This is a genomic window from Actinomadura sp. NAK00032 (assembly GCF_013364275.1).
Classification (GTDB): domain Bacteria; phylum Actinomycetota; class Actinomycetes; order Streptosporangiales; family Streptosporangiaceae; genus Spirillospora.
Genome location: NZ_CP054932.1, coordinates 62,323 through 82,996, shown reverse-complemented (window position 1 = coordinate 82,996; position 20,674 = coordinate 62,323). Strand labels below are relative to the sequence as shown.

At 67.4% G+C, this 20,674-nt stretch carries 18 protein-coding genes and 1 tRNA gene; 10 read left to right on the top strand and 9 right to left on the bottom strand.

The window, feature by feature from the left end; translation table 11 throughout:
* Window positions 1-333: 333 nt before the first annotated feature.
* The 5 genes from HUT06_RS00370 to HUT06_RS00350 all read right to left on the bottom strand — a co-directional run bounded on the left by HUT06_RS00370 (window position 334) and on the right by HUT06_RS00350 (window position 5,281).
* Window positions 334-921, bottom strand: a complete 588-nt coding sequence (locus tag HUT06_RS00370) for an RNA polymerase sigma factor (protein WP_302931876.1) — start codon at window positions 919-921, stop codon at window positions 334-336.
* Window positions 922-1,462: 541 nt separating this feature from the next.
* Complete coding sequence (locus tag HUT06_RS00365) at window positions 1,463-3,217, bottom strand: ABC-three component system protein (RefSeq protein WP_176193847.1); 1,755 nt, start codon at window positions 3,215-3,217, stop codon at window positions 1,463-1,465.
* A complete protein-coding gene (locus tag HUT06_RS00360) occupies window positions 3,207-3,473 on the bottom strand; it encodes an ABC-three component system middle component 6 (protein WP_176193846.1) in 267 nt (88 codons plus the stop codon). Before HUT06_RS00360 ends, HUT06_RS00365 begins: the two co-directional genes overlap by 11 nt.
* Window positions 3,470-4,423 carry an ABC-three component system protein gene (locus HUT06_RS00355; protein WP_176193845.1) on the bottom strand — a complete coding sequence of 318 codons (954 nt, stop codon included), beginning with the start codon at window positions 4,421-4,423 and terminating at the stop codon, window positions 3,470-3,472. The genes HUT06_RS00360 and HUT06_RS00355 overlap by 4 nt, the downstream gene beginning before the upstream one ends.
* Before the next feature lie 483 nt (window positions 4,424-4,906).
* On the bottom strand, window positions 4,907-5,281 hold the full coding sequence (locus HUT06_RS00350) for an aminotransferase class III-fold pyridoxal phosphate-dependent enzyme (RefSeq protein WP_254714894.1): 375 nt from the start codon (window positions 5,279-5,281) through the stop codon (window positions 4,907-4,909).
* A 447-nt stretch (window positions 5,282-5,728) separates the two neighbouring features.
* Here HUT06_RS00350 and HUT06_RS00345 point away from each other — a divergent pair, with 447 nt between their 5' ends.
* Entirely contained in the window at window positions 5,729-6,088 is a 360-nt protein-coding gene (locus tag HUT06_RS00345; protein WP_176193844.1) for a MarR family transcriptional regulator, read from the top strand.
* A gap of 33 nt (window positions 6,089-6,121) precedes the next feature.
* Complete coding sequence (locus HUT06_RS00340; RefSeq protein WP_176193843.1) at window positions 6,122-6,763, top strand: hypothetical protein; 642 nt, start codon at window positions 6,122-6,124, stop codon at window positions 6,761-6,763.
* A gap of 42 nt (window positions 6,764-6,805) precedes the next feature.
* On the opposite strand, the gene HUT06_RS00335 is transcribed toward HUT06_RS00340, so the two are convergent.
* Both HUT06_RS00335 and HUT06_RS00330 read right to left on the bottom strand, forming a co-directional pair.
* On the bottom strand, window positions 6,806-8,080 hold the full coding sequence (locus tag HUT06_RS00335; RefSeq protein ID WP_176193842.1) for a hypothetical protein: 1,275 nt from the start codon (window positions 8,078-8,080) through the stop codon (window positions 6,806-6,808).
* Window positions 8,081-8,082: 2 nt separating this feature from the next.
* Window positions 8,083-9,249: an ImmA/IrrE family metallo-endopeptidase gene (locus tag HUT06_RS00330; RefSeq protein ID WP_217711129.1), complete on the bottom strand. Its 1,167-nt coding sequence runs from the start codon at window positions 9,247-9,249 to the stop codon at window positions 8,083-8,085.
* 1,180 nt (window positions 9,250-10,429) lie between these two features.
* Between HUT06_RS00330 and HUT06_RS00325 the strand changes: the two genes are divergently transcribed.
* Together HUT06_RS00325 and HUT06_RS00320 are read left to right on the top strand one after the other, a co-directional pair.
* Window positions 10,430-11,383, top strand: a complete 954-nt coding sequence (locus HUT06_RS00325) for a hypothetical protein (RefSeq protein ID WP_176193841.1) — start codon at window positions 10,430-10,432, stop codon at window positions 11,381-11,383.
* 335 nt (window positions 11,384-11,718) lie between these two features.
* The gene (locus tag HUT06_RS00320) at window positions 11,719-12,348 is read left to right on the top strand and encodes a hypothetical protein (protein WP_176193840.1); all 630 of its coding nucleotides are present in this window, start codon (window positions 11,719-11,721) and stop codon (window positions 12,346-12,348) included.
* 230 nt (window positions 12,349-12,578) lie between these two features.
* Here HUT06_RS00320 and HUT06_RS43630 read toward each other — a convergent pair whose 3' ends face one another.
* On the bottom strand, window positions 12,579-12,920 hold the full coding sequence (locus HUT06_RS43630) for a helix-turn-helix transcriptional regulator (protein ID WP_217711128.1): 342 nt from the start codon (window positions 12,918-12,920) through the stop codon (window positions 12,579-12,581).
* Between the two features lie 94 nt (window positions 12,921-13,014).
* Here HUT06_RS43630 and HUT06_RS00310 point away from each other — a divergent pair, with 94 nt between their 5' ends.
* Window positions 13,015-14,022 (top strand): hypothetical protein, encoded by a 1,008-nt coding sequence (locus tag HUT06_RS00310; protein ID WP_176193839.1) that lies wholly within the window; start codon window positions 13,015-13,017, stop codon window positions 14,020-14,022.
* 2 nt (window positions 14,023-14,024) lie between these two features.
* Window positions 14,025-15,842, top strand: coding sequence for a hypothetical protein (locus HUT06_RS00305; RefSeq protein ID WP_176193838.1), 1,818 nt, complete (start codon window positions 14,025-14,027; stop codon window positions 15,840-15,842).
* A 193-nt stretch (window positions 15,843-16,035) separates the two neighbouring features.
* On the opposite strand, the gene HUT06_RS00300 is transcribed toward HUT06_RS00305, so the two are convergent.
* Window positions 16,036-16,118, bottom strand: a tRNA-Leu gene (locus HUT06_RS00300).
* Between the two features lie 128 nt (window positions 16,119-16,246).
* Here HUT06_RS00300 and HUT06_RS00295 point away from each other — a divergent pair.
* From HUT06_RS00295 to HUT06_RS00280, 4 genes are read left to right on the top strand one after another with little or no spacing between them, the layout of a single operon-like run.
* Window positions 16,247-17,002, top strand: coding sequence for a DUF3662 and FHA domain-containing protein (locus tag HUT06_RS00295; RefSeq protein WP_067627928.1), 756 nt, complete (start codon window positions 16,247-16,249; stop codon window positions 17,000-17,002).
* 11 nt (window positions 17,003-17,013) lie between these two features.
* On the top strand, window positions 17,014-17,505 hold the full coding sequence (locus HUT06_RS00290; protein ID WP_089327623.1) for an FHA domain-containing protein: 492 nt from the start codon (window positions 17,014-17,016) through the stop codon (window positions 17,503-17,505).
* On the top strand, window positions 17,502-19,082 hold the full coding sequence (locus tag HUT06_RS45100; RefSeq protein ID WP_176193837.1) for a Stp1/IreP family PP2C-type Ser/Thr phosphatase: 1,581 nt from the start codon (window positions 17,502-17,504) through the stop codon (window positions 19,080-19,082). The genes HUT06_RS00290 and HUT06_RS45100 overlap by 4 nt, the downstream gene beginning before the upstream one ends.
* Entirely contained in the window at window positions 19,083-20,669 is a 1,587-nt protein-coding gene (locus HUT06_RS00280) for an FtsW/RodA/SpoVE family cell cycle protein (protein ID WP_176193836.1), read from the top strand.
* The last annotated feature ends 5 nt before the right edge of the window (window positions 20,670-20,674 follow it).

Sequence of the window (20,674 nt, the reverse complement as noted above, 5' to 3'; positions counted from 1 at the left end):
GAGGAGACGGGGACCGCGAGAAGAAGGAGGCCGTTGCCGGTCCTGGCGATGACGGCCCGAGTGCAGTTGCCCACCAGGACGCCACCTCTGACACCCAGTGCTGAGGACGTCCTCGGCGAAGAACGACAACCGTCTCGTAACACGCGCACGAGCGGCCCGCGATGTTGGGCCTCGCCGGGAGGTGGCCAGCTGTCAAATCTGGATGCGGGCTTCGACTCAGGCCCCCTGCCGGCCGCGCTGTGCGAACGCAGTGCTGTCGTCACCGGCGGCGGTCATACCTCTCTGCCCGCCCCGAACTGCGCCTCGTGCACCCCTCCTGCCAGGAACCGATGCTCAGAACCCTGACCCACGGTGGCCGCCCCAGTGCGCGTCCACATGTGCGCTGGCTCTTCTTGCCAACTGGGGCTCGTCGGTTGTCTCCGTGTTCTGGTTGACCTTGGTTAAGAGATCGCGCAACCGGGACCGAGCATGCCGGTGAGTTGATCTCACCGTCGAGGGAGCGCACTCAAGGATCGCGGCGATGTCGCTGCTGGAGAAGCCGTAGTTGCGGAAGAGGATGACCTCCGCTTCTCGCGTGGTTAGTCGGTCGAGAAGTTGATCAACGAGGACTTGGTCAAGGACTTGGAGGGTGTTGTCGAAGGCGCGGTGGTCGTTGCGTGTGACGTCGCCGGTGGGTAGCTCTTTGTAAACACTGCGAGCCGCCCGGATGGCTAGGTTGTTTCGCGCGATCTCGGCGACGTAGCTGCGGCGATCCGCCATGGTCCGAACTCGGTCCCAGCGGACGTAGGCGATCACGAGGGCGTCTTGGACGATGTCGTCGGCGTCAGCGATTCCACCCATATAGAACGTGATCTTGGTGACGCGTTTGCAGAGCCACGCACGTGCTTGTTCGACGAAGCGGGAGAACTCGTGCTCACCCAGCTTCGTCGGGACGGGCGGGGCCTGCTCCCCGCGATCCGCGGGGAGCAGTTCCTGGTCGAGAGCGTGCTGGTCAGCTCAAGTCATGCGCCTTGCAGAGCCCCTACAATCAGCAGGAGGGAGCGTACTGCTTCCCAGGCGCGGCAGACGTTCAGGTGAGGAGTCCTCACCATGGTGGGTCGATCACCGACGCAAGACTATGCCGCAGGTAAACGCGCCTACCCGGGGCCCGGGTGCTGCCCAGGCCTCGCACCGCGGGAAATACCGGACGCACAGGCGGCGACCATGCAAGCGCGGCGGTTTACCGCACATGCCAGCGGACGCGAACTCGCGCCCACCCAACACCCACTCCGGCACCTGCATGTGGTCACATGCCGTGCACGTCGTCCTGGCCGCTCAACTCGACCAGAGGCAGTAGGCCGCCAGGAACAACCGTCCTGGGCCGAGCCTCACCTCGACGCACCGGTCGACCGCCGGATCCCGGCCCGTTCGCGGTTGGTGACTCGGTTCTTGCTTCGCTGGCCCAGGTGAACGGTCCGGGCGGTCAGAACCGGAAGCCGAAGAGACCTCCGTCAGGCTGGTCGGTGAGGCGTGGTTCGATCACGTGGGGGCTGGGGTCGAAGCCCTTGGCCTCGGCTTTGCGCAGGTCGTCGGTGTTCATGGTGACGATGTACTGCATGTCCTCATCGGCCATGACGTCGGCGGCCAGTTGCAGAGCGGCCGAGACCTGGCGCTCGTCGACGCCGTCATAGAGGTGGCTGTCGTGGACCAGGAAGTCGGGGCCCCGGCTGTGGCGGTGCGCGATGACCGCCGCGGTCAGGTCGAAGCAGAAGATGACCATGTTATGGATGCCTCGGCTGCCGTCTGCGTCGATGCGGGTCTCGATCTCCAGGCGCTGCTTACGTGCTTCGAACGCCAGAAAGGGGTTGTGGGTCTGGCCGTAGAGGTGGCGGGCGAAGACGTTGAACAGCCGACTGGCTTCCGATGTGATCGCCGCGCGGTCGTTGAGGTCGTCGGCCAGCGCCGACTCCAGTTCCAGTCGTCGGCTTTCGATCTCGCGGCGGCTGGCCTCCAGCGTCTGTGCGGCCTGGAAACGGTTCCGTAGTGCTTCCAGCGTCGCCTCCTCGCGAGCCAGGACGGACTGCAGCGAGGTCAGGGCGTCCAGAGCACCCCCCTGGTTCAGGGTCTGCAGGATCGAGGCGAGCCGTTGGCCGAGTTGCTGGCGTTCGCGCTCGCGTTCGGCCAGACGCTGCTCCAGGCGGTCGGTCTCCTCACGCAGTTGCTTCTCGCGGTTACGGACGACGGTCTCGTGGAAGGTGCGCACCTCGTCGAAGCGCCGCCGGACCTCGCCGCTCAGAACAAGGTTGAGCTGCTGGAATGCCTGTTCGAGATAGCGGTCGTCGGGTTCGGTGGCATCGGTGGTGGCCCGCACCATCTGTTGGAGGTTGTGGCGCTCGACCTCATCCAGGTCGCGCAGTTCCCGGATCCGCCGGTCCAGCGCATCGGCCTGCCTGCGCAGATCCTCATACCCCGGCACGACTTGGAACTGCTGGATCTGGGCGCGGAGTTCGGTGATCCGCTGCTCGACTGCGGTGATCTCGCCGCGCAGCTCGGCGGAGCGCCCGACGATCTTGCCCCACACGGGGTCCTTGGCCGCCTCGACGAGCTTCTTGCGGGTCGCGTCCTGCTGCGACAGCGTCCGGTACTCGGTGACCAGGCCAACGTCCAGACCGAACAGATGGCTGAGCGAGATCATCGCTTCGTGGGGTGACTGCCCGGAGAAGGAGCTCGTCGGCTGCAGGAAGCCGCCGACGTCCACGCGACGGATCGCAAACGACAGCAGGGTGCGGCCGCTGACCGGAGAGTCAGGCGACGGCACCCGATACAGATCCCGTTTGATCACCCACTGCCAGTCCTTGAGCGTGACCGCAGCCGCGAGCGCGTCATCGAAGAGGTGGCCGGACTGATCGAGACCTGGACGGCGCGACACGTCGGGCTGGAGATAGACCTTCGGTGACGCCGGGCGGCGTTCGATCGTGATGGGCTCGGCCCACCGGGGCCAGTCCATCTCCAGGTAGAACCGGTGCCTGGCCAGGGCTTTGTGGCTCCACAGCGAGTTCTTGCGGGTGGTGGCGCCGAGCAGGTAGTGCAGAAGCTCTATGGCGCTGGACTTGCCGGCACCGTTACGGCTGTCGGTGTCGGCTGATCCATCCGTGCGATCGGCGATGAGCAGATTCAGCCCCGGACCGAAATGCAGGTCCTTGAACCGCTCGTCATCGGATCGGAGACTATGCAGCATCGGCCCGGGCGCGGAACATCAGCAGTTCGTTGTGGGGATCAAGGTCGACCAGGCCCATCGCGTAGAGCATGTCGAGCGCCAGCGCGAACCACCAGTACGGGACGGGCGCGGCGTGCCTGTTGTCCTCCCGCCAGGCCAGGAGCCGCCGCCATGCCTGGGTAATGGTGACGGGCTGGGCGCCGGTGGCGAGGATGATCTGTGCCCCCACGGCCAGCAGCGCCCGCTGGGGCGCGACTCCCTTGGTGGGAACGATCACGGGTGGGTCCTCGGCTCAGGGACTCCGGGCGGGGAGGCCGACGGCATCTTGAAAATGTCACACTCCCCAAAGAAGTACATCAGCACGACCATCGCGTTCAAGGTCTCTGCGAAGCCCTTGGCCTCGTTGCCGAGGATGTGGAGCACGAGTTCCTCGAGGACCTGGTCGGCATGGTCGTGCCGCTCGGCCAGCGCGAGGTAGTGCTCGCGGAACCCCGCTGCCACATCGTCGCGTTCGGTGGGATCGACGACGTTGGTGTAGTAGGTCTCCACACACGGTACGTACACCATGGCGGCCGTCATCTGGGTCATCGCGTCGGCCGAGAACTCGTTGAATTCCATCTTCCGATGGGATGGAACGGGAAGCGGAGGGAGCCCGTACTGCGGCTTGCGTTCCCTGGCCAGGTGCTCCAGCAGCGGCCGCACGTCGTGGAGCGCGACACCCGTGACGACCTTTCTGGCCGGGAACGGCCCCAGCAGCTCCTCGATCTCCAAACGATCAAGCTGCAGAATCTCGCGATGGATCCGCCGGAAGCCGACATTCTCGAACGCCAGGCTGGGAAACGACTTTTTGGCATCAGTCAGGGCGCTCGACACGACCGGGTCCAGGCCGCGACGGTCGCAGTGCACGAAGGCGAAGGTGTCGAAGGCGCCAGGGCGCTGCCGTAGCGCGCTCGCCAGATCCTTCTCGATCTTCCTGCGGATCTCCCGCTCGTCGGCGGTCTGCGGCCCGTAGCAGGCAAAAAGCTTGCGGCCACTGATCATCAACCCGTCGGCTCCGCGGTCCCCCAGGCGGCCACGCGTACGGATGTCGAAGAAGCCTGGATCCCGCATGCACATGAGATCAAGGAAGAAGTCCTCGAAGGCCTGTCCGTGCAGTGAATCGAGCTTGGCGTCGAGCATCACGCGGACAAACACGCGTTCCCACAACTCCAACGCGTAGGTCTGCATCCGGGCGGCTCCCAGGGCGTTCTCGTGCAGGTCTCAACCGGCGATCCTACCGAAGCACCCAAGGCAACAGCCATCGATTACCGCCCTCTTGGCCCTCGACAAGCACTTTACTGCCCTTTTGTCCTAATTCTGCAATTCGCATGGCATTACACACCGCAGAGATCTGGGTTCGGAAGTGCAGGCTGCCGGTTCGCCGCGCAAGCTCCACTCGAGGTCAGGTGCAAAGGGGCCGAATCAGGAACCGGCCCGGGCTGCCTGGCTCAATCTGATCGGTCAGCCGGGTCGCAACGCTCCAGCGCAGCAGGTTGGCGACGGCCCGCGGCGTTACCTCCACTCGAGGTCGGCGCTGGCCACGGCGGCCAGCGCGTCGGTGTCGCCGTCGAAGTGTCCGTTGGTGGTCTGGGAAGCACCGCCATCCGGATGCTTCGCCAGGTTTGCGGCGGTCAGCTGGCCGCGCGTCCGTCGAAAGCGCGCAGGCAGGGATCAAAGGTTAGTTCGATCTGTGCTCTGACGGCCGGGGGCTGGTGTTGGCAGGGGCTCCGGCAGGGGTTCCTCGGTGCGCTGTGCGGTCAGCCGCTTGCAGGTCATCACGTGCGCCATCTTGCCGAGCTGCCCGGTCACGGCCGCGTTCAGCTTCGGGTGGTTGTACCCGTGCACGGCCGCCCACCACGACGACATCCCGTCGATCAGCTCCGTGCCGTCGGCGAGCGTCAGCCGCACCCCGTCCGCCGACACGACCGGCAGCGCGGGCGCCGGCGCGGGCATCGGCGCGTACGGGTGCCAGATGTGCTCCCGGTCGAACGCCAGCATCCGCTCGGTCTCCCGCGGGCTCATCCGCCCGAGCTGCAGCGGAATCACGCCTCGCCCTCCCTGTCCGCGCGAGCCGCTCCGTCCGAGTCGCCCTTCACAGCCGGCCCGGCGGGCGGGGGCGCGGCGCCGCCACCGGAGGCCGCACCGCCCTCCGCGTCTCCGCCGCCGGCGGCGCCTCCTGCAGACTGGGTCGTGCTGGCCCGTCGTGACGCCGGTGAGACGCTCTGCGCCTGGCTCTGCTGGACCACAACGCGCCACCGTCCTGCGGCTCCGTGACCGGCGCCGTAGCGACGGCGCCTTCCTCCGCCAGATCCGAGCCCCCTAGAGATCGAATGGGTCTCTAACCCGGCGCTCCCCGGACGAATGACCACACGCCGAAGAGATCCCAGCGACCGCTGAAGTCAACTCAGAGCACACCGTGCCGCTTGGAAGATTCGAGGCACGGGGTTGGAGAGACGCCAGGACATTGATTAACGAATAGGTAATCACTAATCTATGGCGATGGTCGGTGGGCGTCTGGCGCGCGAGCGTGCGCTGTCCGCATGCCTGTTCGGCAACCGGTACCGGTGGGAATTGCTGGCTGCGCTGGCGCATGCGCCGGATGGCCGTGTGAACCTCGGGCTGCTGGCTGCGGAAAACGGCGTTCAGGCTGCGGTGTACTACTCGACGGTCCGCGAGTTGGTCTCTGCCGGGCTGCTGACCCGCCTGGAAGCGGCCAGCGGTGACCGCCGCCGCTGGTACGGCAGGTCAGGGGCAGAGCGGATGTGGCGGTCTGTGGGGGAACTGACCGCCGGTCTACACGAACACCTGGCTGATCAATCAGCCGACCAGTCGGACGCGGAAGGGGCGGGGTAGATGACCGGCGGTGGGGTGCGAGACAGTGGCGGCATGGCCACCTGCGCGCACACAGATCAGATGCAGGTCGAGGCGTTGACCGACGTCCTCGCAGCGATGCCAGGGCTTGGCCGAAGAGAATCGTGTCCGGCAGGCTCATCCGCGCGAGTGTCCCTACTCGGCGCACAGGCGACGGTCGCCTACACCATGCTCGCGGAAGACGAGCGGCGTCGCGCTGCAGGGCTAGGGCCGATCACCTCACCGGATGCGTTGCGGCCGCTGTTGGGCCTTCCTGTCGGGGAACGGGTCGCGATGTCAGCGCTGACGCCGACCGAGCGCAGCGATCTGGCCAGTCTTCCTGCAGGCGCGGTCGAGATCGGCGAAGATTTCGTCGTGCGGCGCGCGGTCGCGCCCCTGCGCGTCGATCTAGCGGTGGTGCCGGCGCGGCGGTGGCGGACGGGACTGGAGCAAGCCGGGCGGTTCGCGCCGTTCTGTGCACGAGCGATGCTGCTGCCCACACTGCCACGCGATCACGAACTGATGTGCCTCGATGCGGCCTACTATGGCATCGGCGTGATCATCAATGCGCCAGGCCGTGAACCGCAGGTTCTGGTTCCTCCAGCGGTTTTCCAGCGACGGCGTCTCACCGTAGCGGGCATGCGGTTCCCCGAGGAGGTGTACCGGCAGGTCCGCTGAGCGTCAGGAGACTGGGCCGAGTCGTCAGCGGCCGCCTGCACCTCAGGGACCCTTCGGGTGGGACGCGCGACGCTGCCCGAAGTTCCCAGGCTGGTCTCGGGTCGGCAGTTTGGCCCACTTGGCCACAACCTTGGGCGGATTAAGCCGACCGGGCTGGCCGATGCGCTCGTTCTCCTCATCGTGGGACTGCACGGCATCCTGGCACCGGCCGCGCCACCACGCCTGCCGGTCTCCCAGCCGTGGGTAGGCCAGCATCTCGGGCAGCCACTTGGTCCACGTCGCGGCATTGTGAGCATGCGCTGCGGCTCGGCCCGGTGCCTTGAGACTGTAGAACGCCTCCAACTTCAACATCCCGCCGCACACCGGGCACTCGCAGGGCGGCGGGTCGGCGTCGGCGTAGACGTCGGCGAGGAAGTCGGCTGTGCTGAAACGCAGCAGGTCGGGGACGAGTACGGAGGGGTAGTGGGGAAACGGCTTGGAGGACTCTGGCTTCTCTCCGGCGGGAACCAGGTGCCGCAGTGATCCGCCCGCACCGATGGCCGCGAAGGACCCTCCGTAGGCGAGCATGTCGAAGGCGGCCAGATCGGTACGCCATAGCCCGACGCCGGGGACCTCCTGCAGCAGATCTCGCAGGTGTTCGGGCGCGTCAGCGATCTTGCGGAGCGGGTTGTACTGGCCGCCCAGCGCCAGCGCCACCGGGTGGCCGACCGACTGCAATGCAGCGGTGAACTGCCTGCGGAAGTCGCGGTTCAGCCATCCGACCGACGCCGCAACCACGACGATGACGTTCTTGAACGTGATCTTGCGCGCCTGTTCGGCCAGCGCCTTCAGCGCTGGTGAGTCACCGCTCTGGATGTACCGGCTGGGCGTCACTGCCCAGTCCGCGCCCCTCTCGATTTGAGCCTGCAGGACGTCCTCGAGTTCGATCTTGAACAGACCGTCGTCCTCGGGAAGGTCGAACGGCGCTTGCTTGGTGGCGACCTGCTTCTCGTACGCCGCGGGGTCCTCGACCAGGGCACCGGTGAACCCCGCCAGCCGGAGTTCGCGCGTCCGCGCCGGCGCCCCGTCTCCGCACAGGACCAGGCCGCCGTGGCTGGGGTCCAGAAAGCTTTGGCCGAGGTATCGGGGGTATTGCTCGATGAAGGCGGGACGATCCAGCAGGAACACCCGATCGGTGAGACCGGCACCAGCCGAAGCATCGGCCAGCGCCGTCGCCGCAAAAGCGGCGGGTGTCCTCGCGTCCTCGAGGCCGCTTGTGACCGGCGCGGAGGGGTGGGGCGTGGGGACACCGTTCCGGGAGGTCTCGTATTCGCTCATCGTCACGCCTTGCGTCCAGTGCCAAAGTTGAGTTGCGCCAGCGACGAGTCGAAGGCGTGAACGCCAGAATGACCGGCGGGTTGGGTCGGGTCCGCAACCGGAGAGTCCTCTGGCAGGTAGAGCGTGATGAATTCGTCGGGAAGCAGTCCGGCAGCAGCCGCAGCCTCCTGCGCCGAATACTGATCAACCAAGAGGCGGGCGAGGGTATGCAGCGTCCGGGGAGACTCGTTGGGAATAGCGCCCGGCTCCTTGGTGCGGTAGCCGAGCGTGGACATCTCGATCATCAGGTTCCTGTACTGCCAGTCACTGATCACCGCAAGGGCTTGGGCACGGCGGGCCAGCGCGGCCATGGAAACCCCCCATCGCTGTTTGAGCGCCAGCAGCCGGTCAAGATCCAGTCGACCGCCCAATTCATCACGAATATCGCTGGCCGGCATCAGCAACTCGCTGGCGAACTGGTCGGCCTCCCGCTCTTGCAGCGCGGTGGCTGCGGGCTGGGCATGCATGATCAGATGCCCGATCTCATGGCCGAGGCTGAACCGCAGCCGGTCGCCAGACGCCATGGCGTTAGCCAGGACCAGTGGCGGCTGGTCGCCGTCCCACTGACTGACGGCGTCCAAGTCCGCGGTACGCAGATCCCTCATCAGCACCAGCCCCCCGGCGCGCTCAATCAGGGCGACCATGTCCTCAACGGGCCCCGACGGCACGTCCCAAAGCTCGCGTACCTGCTGCGCTGCATCCATGGGAGTGTCCAGCGCGCTCACACCGATGCGTACGAAGCGTTGCCGCACCGGCCCCCCAACCTCGGCAAGCAGGCCCCCGACCTGGCGTCGCGCCAGCGCCAGTTCGGCGTGAATCCGCCGGAGCGCCGTCGCCCCCAACGCCGCCTTCTTGCGGTGGTGGACCAGCCCGATCCCCACCCCGGAAACTTGCGGATCCTCACACAAGACCTGTGGCGGGTAGCCGACCGCAGCCGCGTACCAGGCCAGGCGAAGCCCGCTGAGCGGAGTCCGTCCCGCCTCGGCCTTGCTCACCCACGCCTGCGACACCCGCTCGCCCGAGATTCTCGCCATCGCCCTGGCAACCTCGGTCTGCGTCAAGCCCCGAGACTCCCGGGCCAGCACGAGCATCCCCGGCTGCGCCGTCAGTGTCTCGTCCGCCACTTCCACATCACCAGCTCCATATCATCCATCACTGAACTCCACGCGAGAGTACACCAAATTATTCCGCCGAGGGTGATAGTCCGCGAAGACCTTCGACAAGGTCGTCGCCGTGGACGGCGAGGCCTACCGGCTTCAACTCATGCCGCCCACTTGATGCCGGGCTGGGCGCTAACCGAACGGGACGCGCTCGATCTGTTCTGGGTGCTGTCTTTGGCGGGCGGTGCTCGCGGGTTGCTCGGTGACCGGGACTGCGAAACTGCCTGCGGTTGAAGGCCTCTGGCACGGCGGGCTGGGACACGCGGGCACGTGACGGAGACCGATGTCGTCTGCGCAGGTCGCCGGGGCAGGCGTGCTATGTTCTAGGTGCGGACCCGCCCCACACTCGTGGACCAGCGGGTCTAGCTTCTTCTTGACCCGGAGCGCTCGGGCGAGGAAGCGGCGCGTCAGGAGAGGATACCTTCCGCGCCTCCGAGCAGGTCACATTGTGGCGGCCGGCGTGTGAGCCACACCCCGTGAGTCCCACGGCCATCACCGTCCCCGACCTCGCGTACGCCTTAAACGACGTACCTTCCACGACGGCCGCCGGTACCGGCTCGGCTCGCCCCTGGCCACGTGAGGGGATGCAGCCTCTCCCCGCACGGCACAACGGTGTCGTGCTCATGGGCCGACGGGCCGAAACCGTGGGACATCACGGGCACGTGAGCCGAACGGCCGAGGCCTGCGTTCCCGAGGCGCTCTCGGCGCGGAAGCGAAGCCCCGCAGCACCCGCCCCTGCCTGCCCGCACCCGCGTACCCCGCGAAGATGGAGCTGACTCAAGAGTTACTGGGCGCAGGGGGCAACGACGCATCCAGCCGTCCCGCCTTCGGCGAAATCCGCGTGGGTGGGCAAGGTGCGCGAAAGGGGTTCGGCACCGCGACGCGCACCTGGGTTCCCTCCAGCACCGCAAGGCGACACACCATGCATCTCCGCGCGCATTTTATGTCAACAAATAATAAACCCATACCTCCGATTACTCCGATAAGCAGCAAAAGCATCGAACCATCCTAGTGAGGGCGTAGCGGAATGAACCTTCTCCGACTGGTTCGACAAAGAGCCCGCAATACCTTCCTGCAATTGGATTAGCAGGCAGCGGGTCGGGCAACGCTGATCATCGCCGGTTCCTGGGTCTCAGCGACAAGGGGGCAGATGGTGACAGAGCAGGTCGACGGACCGAAGACCGTGGTCGCTTCTTACACGCCCGCCGAGAACCCGCCGGGCTGGCGGCGGGTTGCCGGTGAAGTGCGCCTGGCCGTGGCGACCGCGTTGCCGTTCACTCGCTACTCTGCGGGCGAATTGATGGGGGTGTTGTCCCAACTGGCGCTGTTCGCCGACGCCGAGGGGCAGCCGATAAGAGCCGACTTGTGGCTCACCCGCGAGTACATTGAGCGTTTCATCCTGGTGGGATGCGCGCACCTGGGTGAGGCATCCCGGGCAAACTACCGCTCGAAGCTGCTGCGGTTGCGTGAGGCGCTCTTCGGAGGCGTTTGCGCCACGGGCGCCCCGGCGCGCCTCTCAGGGTCCGTGGCGTCCTGTCCCTATACCCGCGCCGAGCAGGTCTCCTTGTGGACCTGGGCGTGCGGCCAACCCACTGACGAACTCCGCGACGGTCTGGCGGCCCTGATCAGTCTCGGGCTCGGGTGTGGCCTGGGATCCAGTGAGATCATCCCATTGCGGGCGGGCGATGTGAGCGCCTGCGGAACGGCCGACGGCGGACACGACCAGCCGACGGTGGTCGCGGTGCGCGGCAGGCGCTCCCGTCTGGTGGTGTGCCGGCGCCCCTGGGAGTCGATCCTGGCCGGCCTGGCCACCCGCGGGGACACCGCGGACTGCTTCCTGTTCCGACCCCGTGCCGTCAGGCGGGGCGGCAATCTGGTCACCAACTTCGTGTCCCGCGCCCAGCCCTCCGCGGGCACTCCGGCGCTCAGGACGAGCAGACTCCGCGCCACCTGGCTGGCGTCGTTGGTCGAGGCCGGGCTGCCACTCAAGGTCATCGTCGCCGCAGCGGGACTGGAAACCCTGCACGGACTGTCCCGCCTCATGCCGCACATCGGTGCCGTGGAGATCTCGGAAGCGGCCCGCCTGCTGCGAGATGTGCCATGACAGCCTCACGGGCCCGACAGAAGTTTCCCTCCATCGCCGACAAGGGTGTGCGTGTATCGGATACCCGTCCACACAGAACTTTCATCACATTATGCACCATCCCGGAACAAAACAGACCCAAGATGTCGCCCGCCGACGACACACGCGAAAATTTCGGGCGCTATGTCCGCACCGCGGAGGAGGTAACCAGATGACAGCGAGGATCGATCCGAAGGACGGCGCGACACAGGCAAACCAGGCCGTGACCTGCGTCGTTATACTTTGCGGCGCTTCTGTGGGACATCTCGGCCGAATTTCCCACCTGGAGATCACTGGAAACGGTAGGTTTCTGCCCCATGAGCCAGTGGGGTTTCCAGGCGGTGGCAGCCGACCCAGTACAGGCCCTGATCGACCTTCAGGCCGAGGAGGCCGAGACTGAGCAACGGCTGGCCGAGATCAAGAAGAAGATCAAGTTCGTCAAGCGGCTCGTGGAGACTCAGCAGAACTGGATGCAAGTCTTCGGTGGCGAACCCGCCTGGGCCCCAACCCTGGCCTCCAACCCGGGCTCCAGCCAGGATCCGGGTCCTGATGACGATCACCTGCAGTCGGCCCAGCCGGTCGGAGATGAAGGAACAGCAAACGGCAGTGAGCCAGCCGGCGAGACCGAGCCGGGCAGCGAGACCGAGCCGGGCGGCAGCCAGCAGAAGTCCTCGAAGGAGACGCCTGCCGGCGCACATCTTCCACCTCGTCGGGTCCAAGTCCTGAACCTGCTCGGCCAGGATCCCGCCTCTTGGTGGAAGGTCCGAGATGTCGCCGAGGCCCTGGAGATCGAGAACCAGAAGAGCCTGCGGGTCCTTCTCGACCAGCTCGCGCGCAAGGGCGCACTTGTCAAGGCGCCCGACGCCTGGTTTCGCTTCAACGACGGCTCGTCGGTACCCAAGCCCGCGAGCAATCCCAACGGCAATCATCAGGAGACGGTGATGTAGACCGCACCATGCGGCCCGTCGGCCGCAAATCAAGTGGCCGCCGCCGAGGCGCAACTCGGCGACGGCCGGTGACGAACCCATCCATCTGCTGGCGGCACCGTCACGCCTTCGAACATACCGTCATGCACACTCGTGCGGCGGCGTGTTTCGCGCATTTCGCCCTGCCGTCGGCCTTTGCATGCCCGCCTCCCGTGAAGGAGGCAGGAAAGGCCCCGATGCTCTTCGCTCTGCTAGGCCTGGTCGTGCGGGTCGGTCTGGTCTCCCACGTCTGCCTGCAACTCGCCCTGCACCGGCCAAAGACGCCAATCAAGGCTCTTCTCCAGATTGGCGACCGTCATGAGGTCCGGCCAGACCGTCCCCGCCAGTACGTTGGCGATCGTCTGCCGGTTCACTCCGCTCGCGCTCGCCAGACGGTTAGCACTCACCCGCTGCTTCAGCATGGCCTCGGCGAGCCGCCGGGAGATCGACTGGGCGACCGCAGCTGCGTGATGCTCGGCGAGCACGGCGTGCGGCCATCGGCCCGCCTCGACGAAATCGCAGGGGCGCCGAGCACGCGAGTCATCACGTACCACGCCGCTGCTCCCTTCGGTGCCTTGATCGGATCGGGGTCCGCCTGTGAGTGAGGAGGCGCTCCCGCCCCCGGGCGTCTACTCCTGGCATCTGCTGATGCGGCAGAAGATCAACGCCTACAAGCCTGCGGGGCACAACCCCGAGTGGCCTCGGGTCGCCGAACCCGTCGGCGCCACGGTCGCCGCATGCGAGCCGCCGAACGCCCAGAAGGTCTCGGAGCTGATGGGCGCTTTGAGCAAGGTGGCAATGTTCGTCGAGGCGGAGAACACCAGACGAGCTCAAGAGGCCGCGCAGGCTCGCAGAGCCCACCAAGCGAAACGCGGCACCAGGCGCGCCAACACCGCGCAATCGGACCAGCCGGACCCGCGCCCCAAGCCCAACCCCGCCGAGTGGCTGTCGATCGAGACGATCGAGCGCTTCATCCGCTACGGCCTGCCCGGCGCCACCACCTCGACCCGCGACAGCTACCGGCGGCGGCTGATGCAGTTGCGCGCCGGCACCATCGGTGACGGCAACGGCAGACTGATCAAGCTCTCGGACTCCAACCTTTACCGGCCCTACACGACGGTCGAGCAGAAGGAGCTGTGGTACTGGGCACACAATCAGCCCACCAGACGTCGTGAGGCAGCCTGCAAGGTCCTGCTCTGCCTCGGGCTGGGCTGCGGCCTAGAGGCAGCGGAGATCTGCCGAGTGCGGGCGCACGACGTACACGTGATGAGCAACGGCGGCGTCACCGTGCGGGTCCGCGGACTCCACCAGCGGGACGTGAAGTGCCGCCGAGTGTGGGAGGCTCCGCTCGCCGAGCTGGCTGCCGACCTGTCGGGGCAGCCGACCTGGCTGTTCCTGCCGACCGTGGAGCACCGCAAGACCAGCCTGGTCAGCAGTCTTGTGTCCCGCGCCCGCAAAGCCCCCGACGCGCCTCCGGTCAAGCCCGTTCGGCTGCGCGCCACCTGGCTGGTCGACCTGATCGATAGCCGGGTCAGATTCGATGTCATCGCCAGTGCCGCCGGCGGCTCTCTGGAGATGCTGTCAGCGTTGCTGCCTTTCACCGCCCGCACCGACCCTGCAGAGGCGGAGCGGCAACTACGGGGCCTGGAGCCGTAACAGTGACCGACACCATCGGCCCCACACCCAGCCCCGTGGGCAGCGAACCCGATGAACCGGGCGACGCCGCGCATGCAGCACGAGACCACGGGTGGGGCATCATCCGGGAAGACCGCGTCCAATTCAGCGATCTGCGGGTCCGCCGCGCTGCTGAGTTCGTCGAGAAGTGCGGCATCGCCGACGAACTCCAAGCCATGATCGCCAAGACGACCGGGCGGCCCCGGCTCTGTACCGTTCAGGGCCTGCTGGTCGGCATGACGCTGTGCTCGCGCCGCAACGGCAACGGTGCCGTGTTCTTCAACCAGGTCACCGACATCCTGCACTGGGCGATCCCAGAGGACTGGCGACACCGCTTCAAAGTGCCCGAGCGGCCCGACAACATCACCGGTTTCGAGGCCGCCTACGCGGTTGTCCGTCGCCTGTTCGGTGCCATCGTCAGAGCTCTGGACCCCTCTCCACTGCCCAAGAACAAACGCCTGACTCTCAACCAGGTCAAGGCCTACTTCGCCGGCGCCGACCCCGAACTGCTGCAGGAGCACCGGGAGGCCCTCACCCGCATCAGCAACCGCGTCGTGCAGGCTTCGCTGGCCTCCGTCGAGCAGCACCTGACGACTCTGTGGGACGGATCGGTCGGCGTGGACGCGACCCCGATCGAAACCTTCGCCCGCGGTGTGTCGGCCAAGAGGGACTACACCTCCACCGACCCCGACGCCGGCTACTACGTCCGTGAGGGCGACCACCGCGACCCCGACCTGACGCCATCGGCGCCGCGACCGCGCGGCCGCCGCCGGACCACGAGCAAAACACTGTGGGGTTACGACGCCACTTTGGCCGTCGCTCGCAATCCCCACCGTGACCCGCGACCCATGCCAGGCGGATGCGGTGACCCCGAAGTGCTTCCCGCACTCACCGTGGGCTTCATCCTCGATAAACCCGGGCACAGTCCCGGTCCCAACGGCATCGCGGTTCTCGAAGACATCCGGCGCCGCGGGCACCCCGCTGGAGACCTCGCCGCCGACGCCGCCTACAACAACTCCAAGCCCGAGGACTGGCAGGTCCCTCTGCGCAAGCTCGGCTACCGCCCCACCTACGACTACCGCATCGACCAACTCGGAAAGATCGACAGCATCCACGGCGCCAACCAGATCGAAGGAACCTGGTACTGCCCCTCGATGCCCACCAACCTCGTCGACGCCACCATCGACCACCGCCGCAACCCCGACGACCCCAAAGCGATCGACCAGGAAACCTGGCGTGCCCGTATCGACGCACGGACCCAGTTCGCCCTGGCCCCCAAGGGCAAGCCCAACGACAACGGCCGACAGCGGTACATGTGCCCCGCAACAGCCGGCCGTGTCCAATGCCCGCTCAAGCAAGACAGCCTCGGCACCAACCCCAGCCTGCGCGAGGTCGACCCCTTCCCCAGCCCCGTTGGCCCGCCCAAGATCTGCGAGCAGACCAGCATCAGCGTCAACATCGAGGACGGCGCCAAGCACTGGCAGCCACGTCCCTACGGCAGCCCGGAATGGCAAGACATCTACGGGCGGCTCCGCAACACAGTCGAAGGCATGAACGGCTATGCCAAGGCCGACGCCTACGAAGGCATCGAGCACGGCGGCAACCGCCGTATCCGCGGTATCGCCGCCCAAACCCTCCTGCTGGCCTTCCAACTGGCACATGTCAACGAACGCAAGATCAACGCCTGGCTCGCCACGCTCCCCGGCCCCGACGGGAAACCCCACCGCCGCGCTCGGCACAAGACACGCAAGCCACGCGGCAGCTGGACGCCCACCGGGCACATCACCCCGCCGGCAGCCTGAGCCGTCGGCGCCCACGACGTCGGCACACCACCACAAACCGGACCCGAGGGCCGGGGTGCTCTGCTGCGCGTCCGCCCCTTCGGTCCCTGCGGTCACAGGAGACTGGCCTCCGTAACGACGAAGACCCCGGAGCTTGCCTGCTCCGGGGTCGTTTCGTCACTGTGGGGCTACGACTTTCGTCTGTACCCCTTCGTGGGCGAGGAGGGATTTGAACCCTCACATCCTTTCGGACACACGGACCTGAACCGTGCGCGTCTGCCGTTCCGCCACCCGCCCGTGGGTGCCGCCCCGTTTCCGGGTGCCTGAAAAGGCTAGCACGTGCCTGGCAGTGGTTAGGTATCCAGATACTCCTAGCGAACCTTCGCACCGATACGATCGTCTACCAGTGGGGAAGGGAGGTGCCCGTGGGCGTCATTCAGCGCTTCGAGCGACGGCTGGAGGGCATGGTCGAAGGGGCCTTCGCCCGTGCGTTCAAGTCGGAGCTGCAGCCGGTCGAGGTGGCCAGTGCTGTGCAGCGCGAGATGGACGACAGGGCTGCGATCGTGGCGCAGGGCCGCACCCTCGTGCCGAACGACTTCGTCGTGGAGATCTCTCAGCAGGACGGGCAGCGGCTGCAGGTGTACGCCGACAGCCTGAGCCAGGAGCTGGCGAACCTCGCGCGGGAGTACGCGAAGGAGCAGGGGTACTCCTTCGTGGGGCCGGTGCGGGTCCGGTTCGAGAATGCGGGCGATCTGGCCACGGGAATGTTCCGGATCCGGTCGGGGGTGATCCGGGGCTCGACGGTGGAGGGCGGGGAGATCCGCCGGCCGGTGAGCGATGTGCCGCAGGGCGGCCGGGGCGGTGTCTTCGGGGGGCATCCGCGGCTGCTGGTGACGACGGCCGTGGAGGGCTCGGACACGACGCAGCGCACCTATGAGATCAATACGCCTGTCACTCTGCTGGGTCGCGGCACTGACTGCGACCTGCGACTCGTCGATCCGGGCGTGTCCCGGCACCATGCCGAGATCCGCGTAGAAGGTCCCGAAATCGCTCTCGTGGATCTAGGGTCGACCAACGGCTCGTTCGTGAACGGGCAGCCGATCCGGCGGGTCACGCTGGTGGACGGCTCCCGGGTGACGATGGGCCGGACAACCCTTGTGTTCCGCCGCGATAGGGAGTAACCCCGACTCCGATGTCCCCATTCACCCTCACGCTGATCAAGCTGGCGTTCCTCGCGGTGCTGTGGCTGTTCGTCATCGCGGCCGTCGGTGTGATCAGGGCCGACCTGTTCGGCTCGAAGGCCGCGTCGAAGGCGGCCGCGCGCCCGTCCCAGCCCCCGAGGTCCGCCCGGCCGCCGAAGCCGCCGCGGCAGCAGCGCAGCGCCCAGCACGGCGCCCCGACGAAGCTGGTGGTCGTCCAGGGGGAGCGGGCCGGCACCGTCATCGACCTCACCGGGGTCCCCATCACCATCGGCCGGGCGAATGACGCCACTCTGGTCGTGACCGACGACTACGCTTCGAGCCGGCATGCCCGACTTTTCGCGCAGGACGGTCAGTGGATCGTGGAAGATCTCGGCTCGACCAATGGGACATATCTCGGACGCACGAAGGTGAGCCGGCCGATGCCGGTGCCGCCCGGCGTTCCGGTCCGTATCGGCAAGACCGTGATCGAGCTGCGCAAATGACTCTGGGAATCCGCTACGCCGCGCGCTCCGACGTCGGCATGCTGCGCGAGGGCAACGAGGACTCGGCGTACGCGGGCGCGCACCTGCTGGCGGTGGCCGACGGCATGGGCGGCCACGTCGGCGGCGAGATCGCCAGCGCCGCGGCGATCGAGGCGCTCCGCGCGCTCGACAAGAACCTGCCGGCGACCGAGCTGCTGGCCGCGCTGGAGCACACGGTCAAGACGGCCAACGACAACCTGCACCGCATCGTCGAGTCCGACCCGGCCCTCCAGGGCATGGGGACGACGCTGACGGCGATGCTGTGGGCGGGCAACCAGATCGCGCTGGTCCACATCGGTGACTCCCGCGCCTACCTGCTGCGCGACGGCAGCCTGTTCCAGATCACGCACGACCACACGCTCGTCCAGTCGCTGGTGGACGAGGGCCGCATCAGCCCGGACGAGGCGGCGTCGCACCCGCAGCGGTCGCTGCTGCTGCGCGCGCTGGACGGGCGCGGCGAGGTCGATCCCGACCTGTCGCTGCGCGAGGCCGTGGTCGGCGACCGGTACCTGCTGTGCTCGGACGGCCTGTCGGGCGTCGTCACGGCGGAGACGATCTTCCAGGTGCTGACGGACGTGGACGACCCGGAGCAGGCCGTCCGGCAGCTGATCGACCTGGCGAACCGGGGCGGCGGCCCCGACAACATCACCTGCGTCGTCGCCGACGTGGTGGACCTGGAGCGCCAGCCCCCGACGGGCGGCCCCGGCCACGCGGTGGGGGCGGCGGCGAACGCGTCGCCGCCGGAGCCGCCGGGCGGCGGCCCGGGCGCGAACACGACGGTGGCCGACACCCCGGCGGGCCGCGCGGCGCAGTTGCGCGACACGCGGCCGCAGCCGCCGGTGGCGGTGGACGAGCGGCCTCCTCCGCCGGCGCCCGCGCCGATGGGCGACCCGATGGGCGGCCCGCCCGCGCCGGGCACGATCCAGCAGGCGCCGATGGAGCGGCCGCGCCGCGGCGGCGTCCGCCGCTGGACGTGGCTGATCGTCGTCGCCGGCGTGGTCGTGGTGGGCGTGGTGGCGGGCGGCTTCGTGCTGCTGCAGAACGTCCGGAACGGCTACTACATCGGTGCGAGCGGCGACAACGTCGTCCTGTACCGGGGTACGCCGCAGGAGGTGCCGGGCATCGACCTGTCACGGCCGGCCTCCAAGCAGCCGGAGCCGAAGATCCAGGTGAGCGATCTGCCGGAGGACGCCCAGCAGCGGGTCAAGTCGACCTACACCGTGGACGGCCCGAAGGACTGGAAGAAGCTGACCGACACGGTCTGCAAGTACTCCCTCATCGAGGCCGGCGGCAAGGTCGCGATCGTGCGGGGCGCGACCCAGCAGAACTGCAAGGAGACGAAGATCGTCACCAGCGATGTCCTGCTGAGCGAGCTGCCCAGGTCGGACGCCACGGAGATCACCAAGGGCACCCCGCCGGTGATCGGCAGGGCCGCGGCGCAGAGCGCGCTGCAGACCCTGCAGAAGCGGCGCGACCAGTGCGTCGACAACGCGGCGGGCAAGCCGAAGGACTGTCCCTCCAGCGGGGGGAGCTCGTAGATGCAGTCGATCGGGGAGCAGATCCGGGCGCGGCTGCCGTACCAGCGGCGCAACGCCGCCTCGCTCGCCCTGCTGGTCTTCGCGATGGTGATGACGCTGTCGGCGTTCGCGGAGGTCGGGCTGGCCCGTGACGGCAGCATCCCCGCGGGGCTGTTCGTGTACGGCGGCGGCCTCGCGGTGTTCGCGCTCGTCGCCTACTTCATGCAGGCGAAGTTCACCCCGTACGCCGATCCGCTGCTGCTGCCGCTGGCGGTGGCGCTGAACGGCATCGGGCTGACGATGATCTACCGGCTCGACCTGGACACCAGCGCCGACCGCAAGGCCGCGGCGCTGGCCGGCAAGAAGCTCATCCCGGACGCCGCGGACGCCCCCAGCCAGCTGATGTGGACGTTCGTCGGCATCGGGCTGTTCGTCGCCGCCGTCCTGATCATGCGGGACACCGACAAGACGGACGCGCCACTGTCGTTCACCCCGAAGACGGCGCAGCGCTACACGTACCTGATCGGCCTCACCGCCGTGATCCTGCTGCTGCTGCCGATCGTCCCGGGCATCGGCGCGGAGATCAACGGCGCCCGGGTGTGGATCCATCTGGGTCCGTTCTCGGTGCAGCCGGGCGAGTTCGCGAAGCTGCTGCTGGTCGTGTTCTTCGCCGGGTACCTGGTGAACAAGCGGCAGGCGATGTCGCTGATCGGCAAGAAGGTGGGCCCGGTCAGCCTGCCGCGGGGCCGCGACCTCGGCCCGATCATGGTGATCTGGTTCTTCTGCCTGGGCGTGCTCTTCCTGCAGAAGGACCTCGGTACCGCGCTGCTGTTCTTCGGCCTGTTCGTGTCGATGCTCTACATCGCGACGCAGCGGGTCTCCTGGGTCGTGATCGGTGTCGGGCTGCTCGCCGTGGGCGTGTTCGTCGCGACGCTGCTGCCGTTCATGGGCCACGTGAACCAGCGGATCGACATCTGGCAGAACCCGAAGCCGTACTTCGACGGCGGCTGCCTGCTGGAGAGCGGCAAGGTCGTCCCCGTCAACCCCGACACCGAGATCTACAAGCAGAACGACGTCGAGGGCGTGATCTCGCCGGGCTTCACGGCCTGCGCGAAGCTCGGCGGCGAGTACTCCGACAGCGCGCAGCTGATGAAGGGGCTGTTCGCGCTCGGGCAGGGCGGCGTGCTCGGCACCGGGCTCGGCCAGGGCGAGCCGTGGCGGACGCCGCTGTCGTTCAGCGACTTCATCTTCGACTCGCTCGGCGAGGAGCTCGGGCTGACCGGGCTGATGGTGATCCTGCTGATCTACGCGTTGATCGTGCAGCGCGGGATGAAGACGGCCGTGGCGGCGCGGGACCCGTTCCTGAAGCTGTTCGCGGGCGGTGTGTCGTTCGTGCTGGCCCTCCAGGTCTTCGTGATCGTGGGCGGGGTCACCCGGCTCATCCCGCTGACCGGTCTCACGACGCCGTTCCTGTCGCAGGGCGGTTCGTCGCTGATGGCCAACTGGATCCTGATCGCGATCCTGGTGCGGATGAGCCATGACGCGCGCAAGCCGGCCCCCCAGGCGATCCAGGACGAGGGCATGACCCAGATCGTGAGCACGAGGTGACTTCC